Here is a 13825-nt window from a genome sequence, read left to right on the forward strand (position 1 = left end):
CCTTCGGCAGGTGAGCAGTGCGTACGAGACGGCGGAGCCCCAGAGCCCGACCCGCCCCCGAGTGACCGAGCCGGTGACGCTGGCCGAGCTGGCCGACGAGCTCGGCCGGGACGGCGGTGTCGATCTGGAGGTCCGGGGCGAGGCCCGGGTCACCGGGGTCACGCTGAGCTCCCAGCGGGTGCTGCCGGGGGACCTCTACGCCGCGCTCCCCGGCAGCCGGGCGCACGGCGCCGGCTACGCCGCCGGTGCCGTCGAGGCCGGGGCGGTCGCCGTGCTCACCGACGCCGCCGGTGCCTCCCTGCTGGAGACCCAGGGCCTCGACCAGGTGCCGATGCTGGTCGTGGAGCAGCCGCGCACGGTGCTCGGCGCGCTCTCGGCCCACATCTACGGCAACCCGTCGGGCCGGCTGCGGCTGATCGGGGTGACCGGCACCCAGGGCAAGACGACGACCACCCGGCTGGCCGAGAGCGCACTGCTCGACGCCGGCCACCGCGCCGGGGTCATCGGCACCGTCGGCACCCGGATCGGCGGGCGCGACGTGAAGACGCCGCTGACCACGCCCGAGGCCCCCGACCTGCACGGCCTCTTCGCCCGGATGGTGGAGGAGGGCACCGAGGCGTGCGCGATGGAGGTCTCCTCCCATGCCCTGGTGATGGGGCGTGTCGACGGGGTCGTCTTCGACGTCGCCGTCTTCCTCAACCTGGGTCGTGACCACCTCGACTTCCACGACACGGTCGAGGACTACTACGCGGCGAAGGCCGACCTGTTCACCCCGGAGCGGGCGATGTTGGGCATCGTCAACATCGACGACGAGCACGGCCGCCGGCTTGCTGCCGAGGCGACCATCCCGATCCTCACCTACGCCCTGCACGACGACGCCGCCGACTGGCGAGCCACCGACATCGAGCTGCGCCCCGACGGCTCCAGCTTCACCGTCCACGGCCCCGCCGGCCTGTCCTTCCTGGCGGCCAGCCCGCTGGCCGGTGACTACAACGTCAGCAACACCCTCGCCGCGCTGGCCAGCATCCATCATGCCTACCGTGACGAGTCGGTCGTACGCGACGTCGCCACCGCCCTCGCCAAGGGCTCCGGGGTCCCGGGGCGCCTCGAGCGGATCGACGAGGGCCAGCCGTTCACCGTCGTGGTCGACTACGCGCACAAGCCGGACGCGGTCGAGGCCGCGCTCGGCACGCTCCGTCCGCTGACCGAGTCCAGGCTGATCGTCGTGATCGGGGCCGGGGGAGACCGCGACACCGGCAAGCGGCCGATCATGGGCGAGATCAGCGCGCGCCTGGCCGACCACGTCATCGTCACCGACGACAACCCCCGCACCGAGGATCCGGCGAGCATCCGGCGACAGGTGCTGGCGGGGACCACCGGCGGGAGCGCCAGCGTCGAGGAGATCGGTGACCGGCGTGCCGCGATCGCCCGGGCGATCGCCCTCGCCGAGCCCGGCGATATCGTTGTCGTCGCAGGTAAGGGGCATGAGACGGGCCAGGAGATCGATGGCGTCACTCACCCGTTCGACGACCGCGACGTCGTCCGCGAGGCGTTGGCGGCACACTGATCGACTGGCCGATACGGCGGGGTGCCGCAGAGCCGGCGAAGCCGTAGGGAAGAATGCCCGGGGCCGGTGTCTTCGCTATGCACACCGGCCCGGGGGCAAGGACCACGAACGGCATGGCAAGGAAGGCACCCGGCTGACATGAGAGCGATCTTGCTGAGCGGAGCGATTGCGCTTCTGTTCTCGCTGCTCGGCACCCGATTTGCGATCGTACAGTTCACGAAGTTGGGCTACGGCCAGGAGATCCGCGAGGACGGGCCGACGACCCACCGCACCAAGCGCGGCACCCCGACCATGGGTGGCGTCGCGATCGTGATCTCGGTCGTGGTGGGCTACTTCGCGGCCAAGCTGCTGACCGGAGACGCCCCGAGCGCGACTGCCTATCTGCTGCTCTTCCTGCTCGTGGGCATGGCCGCGGTCGGCTTCGTCGACGACTTCATCAAGGTCTTCATGCAGCGCAACCTCGGTCTGCGCGCGTGGTCCAAGATGGTCGGGCAGACGCTGGTCGCGGTCGGCTTCGGTGCGGTGGCGATCCATCCGGCGCTGGAGAACGACGACGGCATCACCCCGGCCGCCGATCAGCTCTCCTTCATCCGCGACTTCGGGCCGCACTTCCTCGGTGGCGACGGCGTGCTCTTCTGGCTGGGCGGGGCGCTGCTGCTGGGCATCTTCTGGATCATGGTCACCGGCACGTCCAACGCGACCAACCTCACCGACGGTCTCGACGGCCTGCTGGCCGCTTCCTCGGCGATCGTCTTCGCCGCCTACACGATCATCTCGATCTGGCAGAACAACCAGCGCTGTGGCCGCCCGAGCGTGGAGATCGGCACCTGCTACGAGGTGCGCGACCCGCTCGACATGGCCATCCTCGGCGCCGCGATCAGCGGCGCGTGCATCGGGTTCCTGTGGTGGAACGCCAGCCCCGCCAAGATCTTCATGGGCGACACCGGCTCGCTCGCGCTCGGCTCCGTGCTGGCCGGCTTCGCGATCCTGTCGCACACCGAGTTCCTGCTGATCATCCTCGGTGGCCTCTTCGTCACGGAGACGGTCTCGGTCATCCTGCAGACCGGCTGGTTCAAGATCACCCGCAAGGTGACCGGGACCCCCAAACGCATCTTCCGGATGACTCCGATCCATCACCACTTCGAGATGCTCGGGTGGGAGCAGGTGACCGTGGTGATCCGGTTCTGGATCATCACCGGCCTCTGCGTCGCGGCCGGCCTGGGAATCTTCTACGCCGAATGGGTGGCAACGATCTGATGGACCAGGAAACTCTCGACAAGCTCGGCCGCAACGACTCCTGGGAGGGCGTGAAGGCGGTCGTGGCCGGCTTCGGCGTCTCCGGCTTCGCTGCCGCCGACAACCTCACCCACCTGGGTGCCTCGGTGATCGCGCTCGACGAGTCGCCGGGCGACGAGGAGCGCCAGGAGAAGGCCAAGCTCCTCGGCATCCTGGGAGCCGACGTACGCCTCGGCGAAGGCGCCACCCACGTGCTGCCCGACGACGTCGACGTCGTGGTCACCTCGCCCGGCTGGCGGCCGACGGCGCCGCTGCTCGCCCAGGCGCGTGAGCGCGGGATCCCCATCTGGGGAGAGGTCGAGCTGGCCTGGCGCCTGCGCGACCCCGACAACGCCGCCCCCTGGCTGGCGGTCACCGGCACCAACGGCAAGACCACGACCGTGCAGATGCTCGACAACATCCTGCGTACGGCAGGGCTCCGGTCCGTCGCCGTCGGCAACGTCGGCCTGCCGATCGTCGAGGCCGTGATGGACCCCGAGCCCTACGACGTCTTCGCCGTCGAGCTCTCCTCCTTCCAGCTCCACTACACGACCTCGATGGCCGCCGAGGCCGCTGTCGTCCTCAACATCGCCGAGGACCACCTCGACTGGTACCCCTCGATGACCGAGTACGCCGCCGACAAGGGCCGCGTCTACGAGGGCGTCGAGCGGGCCTGCGTCTACAACGTCGCCGACGAGGCCACGATGCATCTGGTCGAGGAGGCCGACGTCGTCGAGGGCGCCCGGGCGATCGGCTTCACCCTCGGCACCCCGGCGGTGGGCCAGGTCGGCATCGTCGAGGACATCCTGGTCGACCGCGCCTTCATCGAGGAGCGCCAGACCTCCGCCGCGGAGCTGTGCCAGATCTCCGACCTCGCCTCCTCCGCGCCCCACTACGTCCAGAACGCGCTCGCCGCCGCCGCGCTCGCCCGCGCGCACGGCGTCTCTCAGGCAGCCGTACGCGACGGGCTGAAGTCGTTCCGTCCCGACGGTCACCGCATCGAGGTCGTCGCCGAGTCCGGGGGCGTCACCTGGGTCGACGACTCCAAGGCCACCAACCCGCACGCCGCCCAGGCCTCGCTGCAGGCCTACGACCCGGTGGTCTGGATCGCCGGCGGCCTGGCCAAGGGCGCTCGCTTCGAGGACCTGGTGGCGTCAGTCCACGATCACCTGCGTGCTGTGATCATGATCGGTCAGGACCGCGACGTCATCGCCTCCGCTCTCGCCGCCCACGCCGGTGACCTGGAGGTCGTCCAGATCGACGACCCCGACGGCGAGGCCGCCCTCGCGGAGGCCGTCGAGATCGCCGCCGCCCTGGCCAAGCCCGGCGACACCGTGCTCCTGGCCCCCGGCTGCGCCAGCCAGGACCAGTTCCGCGACTACAAGGCCCGAGGCGACGCCTTCGCCGACGCCGTACGCCGCCAGCTCTGACCCACTCGGCCGACCCGGGAGACGCCGCGGCCGGGGCGACACGCGGGCCAGATGCGCGGGGAACGAGGCGACGGCGGCGAGAATGTAACGGACGTACGTGGCACCGGGACTGGGAGGTAGGACTGTGACCACCACCAGTCCTGACCAGACCGGTTCCGGCGCGGCCGAGCAGGCCAAGGCGTACCCGAAGACGGTCCTCGGCTACCTCAAGGCGTGGTTCCACGCGCTGCGGGTGGCGCTGAACCGGCCGCTGGCCGCCTACTACCTGCTGCTCACCAGCACCGCGCTGCTGCTGACCATCGGGCTGATCATGGTGCTGAGCGCGTCGAGCGTGTGGTCCTACAAGTATCTGGACAACTCCTACGCGATCGTCGGGCGCCAGGTGCTCTGGGTGATCATCGGCATCCCGTGCGCGTTCATCGCCTCCAGGATCAGGCCGAAGCACCTGAGACGGCTGGCCTGGCCGGGGTTCGTCGTCGCCTGCGTGCTGCTCTTCCTGACGATCTTCCTCGGCCACGACGTCAACGGACAGCAGAACTGGATCGGGGCCGGCCCGGTCAAGATCCAGCCCAGCGAGATCGCCAAGCTGGCGATCGTGCTGTGGGCGGCGCACGTCTACGCGCTCAAGGAGCGCCGCCTCGACAGGCTCCACGAGGTGCTGATGCCGGTCCTGCCCGGCATCGCGCTGGCCACCGGTCTCGTCCTCGCCGGTAGGGACCTCGGCACCGCCCTGGTCTTCTTCGCGATCGTGCTCGGCATGCTGTGGGTGGTCGGTGCGCCCGGGAGGCTGTTCGGCATCGCGATCTCGATCATCGGGGTCTCGGTGCTGTTCCTGATCAGCACGGACGGCGAGCGGCTCGCCCGGCTGACCAGCTTCGTGGACCCGTTCAAGGACTTCCACGGTCAGGGCTGGCAGCCCTCGCACGGTCTCTACGCGCTCAGCTCGGGCGGTCTCCTGGGACAGGGCATCGGGGCGTCGCAGCAGAAGTGGGGTGACCTGCCCGAGGCCCACACCGACTACATCTTCGCGGTGCTGGGGGAGGAGCTCGGCCTGGTCGGCACGCTGCTCGTCGTCGGTCTCTTCCTGACCCTCGCCTTCGCGCTGGTCAAGGTCGCGCGGCAGACGGACAGGCCGTTCGTACGCTACTTCAGCTTCGGCGTGCTGGTCTGGCTGCTCGGCCAGATGATCATCAACGTCGGCATGGTGCTCGCGCTGCTGCCGGTCATCGGCATCCCGCTGCCGCTGGTCTCCTACGGCGGCTCGGCGCTGATCCCCTCCATGGTCGCGCTGGGTGTCGTCATCGGCTTCGCCCGTCGCGAGCCCGCGACCGCCGCGGCGCTGAAGCAGCGTAAAGCCTTGGCAAAGGATCGGGCCCGCCAGACAGCCGCCTACCGGTCCGCGCAGCGCACCCGATAAGTTCTGACGCATCATGAAGGCCCTCCTCGCCGGCGGTGGCACCGCTGGACACACATCCCCCCTGCTCGCCACGGCTGACGCCCTGCGCCGTCTGGACCCGAGTGTGGAGGTGACCTGCCTCGGCACGCCTCGTGGCCTGGAGAACCAGGTGGTTCCGGCCGCGGGATACCCGCTCGAGCTGATCCCTCCGGTCCCGCTGCCGCGCCAGCTCAGCAGCGACCTGCTGAAGGTGCCGGCCAACCTGAAGGGTGCGGTCGACGCGACCTACGAGGTGCTCGACCGGGTCCGTCCTGACGTCGTCGTGGGCTACGGTGGGTACGTCTCGATGCCGGCCTACGTCGCTGCGAAGCGCCGTCGGATCCCGATCGTCGTGCACGAGGGCAACGCGATGCCCGGGCTCGCCAACAAGGCGGGCGCCCGGGTGGCCGATCGGGTCGCGGTGAGCTTCCCGGACACCAAGCTGCCCAAGGCCGAATACATCGGCCTGCCGATCCGCCGGATGATCTCGACGCTCGACCGCTGGGCGATGCGCGCCGAGGCGCGCAGCTTCTTCGGCCTCGACCAGCACCGGCCCACGATCGTGGTCACCGGCGGCTCGCAGGGCGCCCGGACGATCAATCAGGCGGTCTCCGGCGCCTACCGGGCCCTGGCCAGCAACGGGATCCAGGTGCTCCACGTGATCGGCCCGAAGAACGAGCTGGCCTCGCCGGGCCCCGGCTACCACGTCCTCAACTACGTCGACCGGATGGATCTCGCCCTGGCCGCCGCCGACCTGATGATCTGCCGTTCCGGCGCCAACTCGGTGATCGAGGCGAGCGCTGTGGGGATCCCGGCGATCTACGTACCGCTCCCGATCGGCAACGGCGAGCAGTCGCTCAACGCGAAGGCGGTCGTCGAGGCCGGCGGTGCGGTGCTGGTGCCGGACGCCGAGATGAACGCCGGCTGGGTCACCAGCCACGTACCCCCGATCGTCACCGACCGTGCCCGCCTCGAGGCGATGTCGAAGGCGGCCAGCGACCTGGTCCCGCGGGACGCGGACGAGCGGCTGGCAAGGATCGTCATGGAGGTGGCAGCGTGAGAGTTCCGGTTCCCGAGCACATCCTTCCCGCCGAGCAGCTGGGCAGGGTCCACTTCATCGGCATCGGTGGTGCGGGCCTGTCCGCGATCGCCCGGGTCATGCTGGCCCGCGGGATCCAGGTCTCCGGCAGCGACGGTGCCGACTCCTCGATGGTCGCGGCGCTGCGCGAGGAGGGCGCGACCGTCTACGTCGGTCACGACGCCTCCCAGGTCGAGGGCGTCGACACGCTGATCGTCTCCACCGCGATCCGCGAGGACAACCCCGAGTACGTCGCGGCCGTCGAGAAGGGCCTACGGATCTATCCGCGCTCGGCCGGCCTCGCCTCGATCATGGAGGGCCGCCGCGTCCTCGCCGTCGCCGGCACCCACGGCAAGACCACCACGACGTCGTTGCTGACGGTCGCCCTGCAGGCCGCGGGCGCAGCCCCGACCTACACCGTCGGCGGCGAGCTGGCCGCCTCGGGCACCAACGCCGCCGAGGGCGCCGGGGACCTGTTCGTCGCCGAGGCGGACGAGTCCGACGGTGCGTTCCTGGTCTACAAGCCGTACGCCGCGGTCGTCACCAACGTCGAGGCCGACCACCTCGACCAGTGGGGCACCGAGGAGGCCTACCGCGAAGGTTTCGCCCAGTTCGTGGGGCGGCTCGCCCCCGACGGGTTCCTGGTCGCCGTCATCGACGACCCCGGCGCCGCCGACCTGCGTCACGTCGCCCACTCCCTGGGCCGCCGCTTCGTCGGCGTCGGTGAGTCCGAGCTCGCCGACGTCCGCGCGGTCGACGTCGTCCTGGCCGGCACCACCTCCTCCTTCACCGTCGTCGACGGGCTCGACGAGCTCGGCCGGATCACGCTGCAGATCCCCGGGCGCCACTACGTTGCTGATGCACTCGCCGCTCTGACGGTGGGACTGCGCCTGGGTCACTCCTTCGACCTGCTCAAGGCGGGGCTCGAGTCCTTCACGGGCACCCGGCGGCGGATGGAGCGCAAGGGAGAGGCCGCGGGCGTACGCGTCTACGACTCCTACGCCCACCACCCCTCCGAGATCGCCGGCGACCTGGTCTCCGGCCGGTCCGTGGCGGGGGAGGGGCGACTCGTCGTCGCCTTCCAGCCGCACATGGTCTCGCGCACCCGGATCTTCGGCGAGGAGATGGGCCGGGTGCTCGGTGCCGCCGACGAGGTGGTCGTCCTCGACGTCTACCTCGCCCGTGAGGACTACGACCCCGAGGTCACCGGCAAGCTCGTCGCCGACGCGGTGCCGCTGCCGCCGGATCGGGTCGTCAGCGTCTCCGGGCTCGAGGAGGCCGCTGCCGAGCTCGCTCGCCGCGCGCGTCCGGGTGACCTGGTTCTGACTCTCGGGGCAGGTACCGTGACCGAGGTGGGCCCGATGGTGCTCGCCAGGCTACGTACGGCCGAGCAGTAACGCTGGGGGAGGCGAACATGGGGGAGAAGGGCTCGGACATCGAGATCGCCGAGGCCTTGGAGATCGCCCAGTCGGCTTCCGGGGAGCGGGAGATCGACCTCGAGACGACCGGAGTGCGGTCGAGCGAGGAAGCAGCCGCGGGAAGCGCGGACTCCGCCGAGCCGGGGGAGTCGAACGGACCGGTCTCGGAGGCTGACGCTCCTGCGGTCGACGCGGCGACCCTGAAGAGCCGCAAGGCCTTCGCGCGGCGCCAGTGGCGTCGGCGCTGGCTGGCGTGGCGCTACCTCATCGTCGGCACGTTGGTCATCGCGCTCCTGCTCGGCGGGATCTGGGCGGTCTACTTCTCCACCTGGCTGCAGGTCAAGGGCACCTCGGTGCACGGCACGATGAAGATGACCAGCGCCAAGGAGGTCGTCGAGTTCGCGGCGGTGCCCGTCGGGGAGCCGCTGGCCACCGCTGACCTGGAGGCGGTGCAGGTGCGGGTCCTCAACGGTCTGCCGATGGTGCGCTCGGTCAACGTCTCGCGCGAGTGGCCCGACAAGATCCGGGTCGACGTCACCGAACGTACGCCGGTGGCGGTGGTCTCCATCGGCGGGCGGCTGCGTGCCCTCGACGAGACCGGCACGGTCTTCTGGAACTACAAGAAGGCACCTGCCGGCCTACCGATGGTCAACACCGTGACGGGCACCAACTCCGACGCGCTCCGCGAGGCGGCCGCCGTCGCCTCGGCGCTCCCCGCCGATCTGGCCAAGCGCGTCGACCACGTCGAGGTGACCACCGTCGACTCGATCTCGCTGGAGATGCGCAACGACAAGCGCGTGGTGTGGGGGAGCAGTGCTCAGTCCGACACCAAGGCCGACGTGCTGGTGGCGTTGATGAAGGCGGAACCCGACGTGGCCCGCTACGACGTCTCCGTGCCCGGCCAGCCCGTCACCAGCAAGAGCGTCGGCTGACCCCTGCCAGGTCCTCTACCGTACGGCTCTGCCACAGTGCCTCTACCGGACGGCACGAGATCGGCACAACTGATCCGCATCCGCGTGTCGCGGCAGTTTGAGGACGTACGTCTGCCTACTGTTCTGAGAACGGCGAGGTTGACATAACTATAACCCTCAGGTTGAGGGTAAGGGTTGAGAAGCCCGCCGTCAGGACCAAATAGCGATCGAAGGGGCGACCACCGTGGGAGCTGCACAGAACTATCTGGCGATCATCAAGGTCGTCGGCATCGGTGGCGGCGGCGTCAACGCTGTCAACCGGATGATCGAGGTCGGCCTCAAGGGGGTCGAGTTCATCGCCATCAACACCGACGCCCAGGCGCTGCTGATGAGCGACGCCGACGTCAAGCTCGACATCGGTCGTGAGCTCACCCGCGGCCTCGGTGCCGGTGCCAACCCGAGCGTGGGGGAGAGTGCCGCCGAGGACCACGCCGACGAGATCGAAGAGGTCATCAAGGGCGCCGACATGGTCTTCGTGACCGCCGGCGAGGGTGGCGGCACGGGCACCGGTGGTGCTCCGGTCGTGGCCCGGATCGCCCGCAGCCTCGGCGCTCTGACCATCGGTGTGGTGACCCGCCCGTTCGCCTTCGAGGGCCGCCGTCGCGCCAACTCCGCCGAGGACGGCATCGCCAAGCTGCGCGAGGAGGTCGACACCCTCATCGTCATCCCCAACGACCGGCTGCTGTCGATCTCGGACCGCAACGTGTCGGTGATGGACGCGTTCCGCCAGGCCGACCAGGTGCTGCTGCAGGGTGTCTCCGGCATCACCGACCTGATCACCACCCCCGGCCTGATCAACCTCGACTTCGCCGACGTCAAGTCGGTCATGTCCAACGCCGGCTCGGCGCTGATGGGCATCGGCTCGGCCCGCGGTGACAACCGCAGCGTCGAGGCCGCCGAGATGGCCGTCTCTTCGCCGTTGCTCGAGGCCTCGATCGACGGCGCCCACGGCGTGCTGCTCTCGATCGCAGGCGGCTCCGACCTGGGTCTCTTCGAGATCAACGAGGCCGCGGCGCTGGTCGCTGACGCGGTCCACCAGGAGGCCAACATCATCTTCGGTGCGACCATCGACGACGCGCTCGGCGACGAGGTCCGGGTCACCGTGATCGCGGCCGGCTTCGACGGTGGCATGCCCAAGCGTCGCGAGGGTGCCTCGGCGCTCGGCACCGTGCAGGGTCGTTCCAGCGGCGGGCAGGCTGCCGACAACGGTGAGACCGCCGCCGTGGCCACCGCGGTGGCGACCCGGCGCACCGAGGAGCCCAGCGAGACGCCGGCCGCTCCGCCGGCCAAGCCCGCGCCCGCCGCGCCGGCCACGCCTCCGCCTGCGACTCCGCCGGCCGAGCCCGCTCCGGTCGCCAAGAAGCCCGCTCCGAGCGTCCAATACAGCGACGACGAGCTCGACGTTCCCGATTTCTTGAAGTAAGGCCACATTTGTATTCCTTCCGCGCCTCCGCAGGCCTCGTCGACCTGGCATTCACCGACAGGTACGGCGGGGTCAGCCGTGCTCCCTACGCGGAGCTCAACCTGGCGATCAACGGCTCGGACTCCCCGGAGGCGAAGGCGGAGAACCACCGACTGCTGCTGGCCGACTTCGCCGATGGTGCGCCCTACGCCGATCTCTACCAGGTCCACGGCAACGGGGTCGTTGATGCGGAGTGTGGCTCCCGCCCCGAGGCGGACGGCATCGTCACCACGGAGCGTGACCTGGTGCTGCTGGTCCGGACCGCCGACTGCGTACCCGTGCTGTTCGCGGACGAGGCGGCCGGTGTCATCGGTGCGGCCCACGCCGGACGCAAGGGGATGGCGGTCGGGGTCGTGCCCGCGACCGTCGCCCGGATGCGCGCACTCGGCGCGACCCGGATCACGGCGTGGGTGGGGCCGCACGTGTGCGGCAAGTGCTACGAAGTGCCTGCCGAGATGCAGGACGAGATCGCCGCGGTCGAGCCCTCCACGCGTGCCACCACGAGCTGGGGCACCCCCAGCCTCGACGTGGGCGCCGGTGTGCGCGCCCAGCTCGCTCGCGAGGGCGTCGAGGCCGTCGACGCCGGCCGCTGCACCCGAGAGTCCGAGGACCTCTACTCCTACCGCCGCGACGGCGCAGGCATGTCCCTCGGCGCCTTGATCCGGCTGCGGGGTGCCTGATGGTGACGACTCGCACCGACGAGATCGCCGCGGGGCTCTCCCGGACCCGTGAGCGGATCTCGGCTGCGGCTGCGGCCGCCGGGCGCCACCCCGAGGACGTTCATCTGGTCGTGGTCACCAAGTTCTTCCCGGCCTCCGACGTACGCATCCTGGCCGACCTCGGTGTCACCGAGGTGGGTGAGAATCGTCACCAGGAGGCGGCCGCCAAGGCTGCCGAGTGCGCCGACCTCGGCCTGCGCTGGCACTACATCGGCGGCCTCCAGTCCAACAAGGCGGCCGCCGTCGCCGGCTACGCCGACGTGGTCGAGTCCGTCGACCGATCCTCGCTGCTGCCGCGGCTCAGCCGCGGCGCCGAAGAGCGCGGTCAGGACGTCGACGTCCTCCTGCAGGTATCCCTCGACCCGCCCGGACGCGCAGGTCGCGCCGGGGCGGATCCTGGTGACGTACCCGCTCTCGCTGCCGAGGTCGTGGCGACCGAGAGGCTCCGGCTGCGCGGCCTGATGGCGGTCGCGCCTCTCGGGGAGGATCCGGACCCTGCCTTTGCCCGGCTGGCACGGATCCGCGAGGAATTCTTGGTCGAGCATCCCGAGGCGACAGTGCTGTCGGCCGGGATGAGCGGCGACCTGGAGCAGGCGATCCTCCACGGCGCGACACACGTACGTGTCGGGTCTGCGGTCCTCGGACAGAGGCCAACTGTCAAGTAATGTCTCGGGAAGCAATACTTTGGGGAAGGTGGGAACATGAGCGGCGCGATGCGCAGGTTCGGTGAATACCTCGGCCTGCTCGAGGACACCGGCTATGACGACGATGTCTACGAGGGCGACGACGACGAGACCCGCTCCCACGAGGCCGTCAAGGCGCCGGTGCGGTCGAAGCAGTCCCGTCCGGCCCCGGTGGCCGATCTTTCCGAGAGGCGACGAGCAACGGTGGTGCCGGCGGTGGCAGAGCTTTCCAAGATCATCACGCTGACCCCGACGTCCTACAACGAAGCGCGTCAGGTCGGCGAGAACTACCGCGACGGCACTCCGGTGATCATGAACCTCACCGAGATGGACGACGCGGACGCGAAGCGGCTCGTCGACTTTGCGGCCGGCCTGATCTTTGCTACCTATGGAAACATCGAGAGGGTCACCAACAAGGTGTTTCTCATCTCACCTGCGAACGTTTCGGTCACTGCCGAGGCCAAGCAGAGGATCGTTGAGGGCGGCTTCTTCAACCAGAGCTGAAGCCTTCGGCACCTGCCTGTGGGCGCCTGGATGCGGTCCGCATCTGGCATGTCTATGGACAGGCGCTAGAGTTTCGACAGCATTACCTGATGCCGCCCCCCGGCGGTGCAGTCCGTACGTCTGAGTCAACCGAGTAATGAATGGGTGAGGTCATGCCGCTGACGCCAGAGGACGTGAGCAACAAGCGCTTTACTCCCGTCCGGCTCCGCGAGGGCTACGACATGGGCGAGGTGGACCAGTTCCTCGACGAGGTCGAGGCCGAACTGGCACGTCTCACCCGGGAGAACGACGACCTTCGCGGGAAGTTGGCATCTGCGCAGTCGGGTGGGGGTCCGTCCTTCCCGATGGCTCCCGAGCCGCCTGCTCCTGAGCCGATGCCGGCTCCCGAGCCGGTCTCGCACCAGATGCCGATGTATCAGGAGGCACCGCAGACCGGCGGTATCGAGACGATCCGGGTCGAGACCGTGCCGGAGGCGTCCAACGCCGCCGCGCGCCTGCTCGAGCTGGCCACGCGCAACCACGATGCGCTCATCGACACCGCCAAGAACGACGCCGACAAGATCGTCGGCGAGGCGCGCACCAAGGCCGAGCGTCTCGAGGCCGAGTCGAAGGCGAAGGCCGACCGCATGGAGGCCGACGCGCGCACCCGTGCGCAGATGCTCGACAGCGAGACCGCCGAGCGCCGCCAGCAGCTCTTCGGCGAGCTGGAGCGGGAGAAGGACAACCTGACCACCGAGGTCGACACGCTGCGCAACTTCGAGCGTGAATACCGTTCGCGCCTGAAGAGCTACTTCACGCAGCAGCTCGACGCGCTCAACAACTCGGCTGAGTCACAGGCGCCCGTGATGGCGGCCGCCGTCAACGAGTCAGGCCCGGCGCCCAAGCGCCTGCGCTCCATCCTGGGGGAGGACGAGGGGTAGACCTCCTCGTAGTCAGGCTTCCATCGGCCGGTCCCGCATGGCGGGGCCGGCCGATGCGTACGTCCGTGCCTGTCTGTGCCCGTCCGTGCCCGTCTCGCGGGTCGCGGACCGCGCGCGTTGTAGCAGGTGAGGCGGGTCCTGTCGGTGAAATAAGTGATTTTTCCGCGCTACGGACCAATATGCGTTCAGTTTCGGTGTGTTTGTTGAGTGGAGCCCGATCCCGGGCTACATTCCGGGCACGCACTCCGCACCGACTCGGCGGGGCGAGTGATGGCAGGAGAAAGGGGACTCCATGTCCGTAGCTATGAGCGGTCGTGCCAGTGCGACCGCCGGACGCATCTGGGTGGTGCCGTCCGAGCTTTC

12 protein-coding genes are annotated in these 13825 nt (G+C 69.5%); all 12 read left to right on the forward strand.

Annotated elements, in window-relative coordinates:
• The first annotated feature begins 88 nt into the window (after positions 1-88).
• The 12 genes from WBG06_RS19640 to WBG06_RS19695 all read left to right on the forward strand — a co-directional run bounded on the left by WBG06_RS19640 (position 89) and on the right by WBG06_RS19695 (position 13462).
• Entirely contained in the window at positions 89-1567 is a 1479-nt protein-coding gene (locus WBG06_RS19640; protein ID WP_442945487.1) for a UDP-N-acetylmuramoyl-L-alanyl-D-glutamate--2,6-diaminopimelate ligase, read from the forward strand.
• Positions 1568-1705: 138 nt separating this feature from the next.
• Positions 1706-2824 carry a phospho-N-acetylmuramoyl-pentapeptide-transferase gene (mraY, locus tag WBG06_RS19645; protein WP_336738654.1) on the forward strand — a complete coding sequence of 373 codons (1119 nt, stop codon included), beginning with the start codon at positions 1706-1708 and terminating at the stop codon, positions 2822-2824.
• Positions 2824-4272, forward strand: coding sequence for a UDP-N-acetylmuramoyl-L-alanine--D-glutamate ligase (gene murD / locus WBG06_RS19650; protein ID WP_336738655.1), 1449 nt, complete (start codon positions 2824-2826; stop codon positions 4270-4272). Before mraY ends, murD begins: the two co-directional genes overlap by 1 nt.
• A gap of 124 nt (positions 4273-4396) precedes the next feature.
• Entirely contained in the window at positions 4397-5689 is a 1293-nt protein-coding gene (gene ftsW / locus WBG06_RS19655) for a putative lipid II flippase FtsW (protein ID WP_336738656.1), read from the forward strand.
• A gap of 13 nt (positions 5690-5702) precedes the next feature.
• Positions 5703-6767 (forward strand): undecaprenyldiphospho-muramoylpentapeptide beta-N-acetylglucosaminyltransferase, encoded by a 1065-nt coding sequence (gene murG, locus WBG06_RS19660; RefSeq protein WP_336738657.1) that lies wholly within the window; start codon positions 5703-5705, stop codon positions 6765-6767.
• Complete coding sequence (gene murC / locus WBG06_RS19665; RefSeq protein ID WP_336738658.1) at positions 6764-8182, forward strand: UDP-N-acetylmuramate--L-alanine ligase; 1419 nt, start codon at positions 6764-6766, stop codon at positions 8180-8182. The genes murG and murC overlap by 4 nt, the downstream gene beginning before the upstream one ends.
• A 17-nt stretch (positions 8183-8199) precedes the next feature.
• The gene (locus WBG06_RS19670) at positions 8200-9135 is read left to right on the forward strand and encodes a cell division protein FtsQ/DivIB (protein ID WP_336738659.1); all 936 of its coding nucleotides are present in this window, start codon (positions 8200-8202) and stop codon (positions 9133-9135) included.
• 223 nt (positions 9136-9358) lie between these two features.
• Positions 9359-10597, forward strand: coding sequence for a cell division protein FtsZ (gene ftsZ / locus WBG06_RS19675; protein ID WP_336738660.1), 1239 nt, complete (start codon positions 9359-9361; stop codon positions 10595-10597).
• 8 nt (positions 10598-10605) lie between these two features.
• On the forward strand, positions 10606-11316 hold the full coding sequence (pgeF, locus tag WBG06_RS19680; RefSeq protein WP_336738661.1) for a peptidoglycan editing factor PgeF: 711 nt from the start codon (positions 10606-10608) through the stop codon (positions 11314-11316).
• The gene (locus tag WBG06_RS19685) at positions 11316-12020 is read left to right on the forward strand and encodes a YggS family pyridoxal phosphate-dependent enzyme (RefSeq protein WP_336738662.1); all 705 of its coding nucleotides are present in this window, start codon (positions 11316-11318) and stop codon (positions 12018-12020) included. The genes pgeF and WBG06_RS19685 overlap by 1 nt, the downstream gene beginning before the upstream one ends.
• 36 nt (positions 12021-12056) lie before the next feature.
• A complete protein-coding gene (locus tag WBG06_RS19690) occupies positions 12057-12542 on the forward strand; it encodes a cell division protein SepF (protein WP_189119024.1) in 486 nt (161 codons plus the stop codon).
• 152 nt (positions 12543-12694) lie between these two features.
• Complete coding sequence (locus WBG06_RS19695) at positions 12695-13462, forward strand: DivIVA domain-containing protein (protein ID WP_040757109.1); 768 nt, start codon at positions 12695-12697, stop codon at positions 13460-13462.
• Positions 13463-13825 lie beyond the last annotated feature (363 nt).

Source organism: Nocardioides sp. CCNWLW239 (genome assembly GCF_037137035.1).
Taxonomy (GTDB): Bacteria; Actinomycetota; Actinomycetes; order Propionibacteriales; family Nocardioidaceae; genus Nocardioides.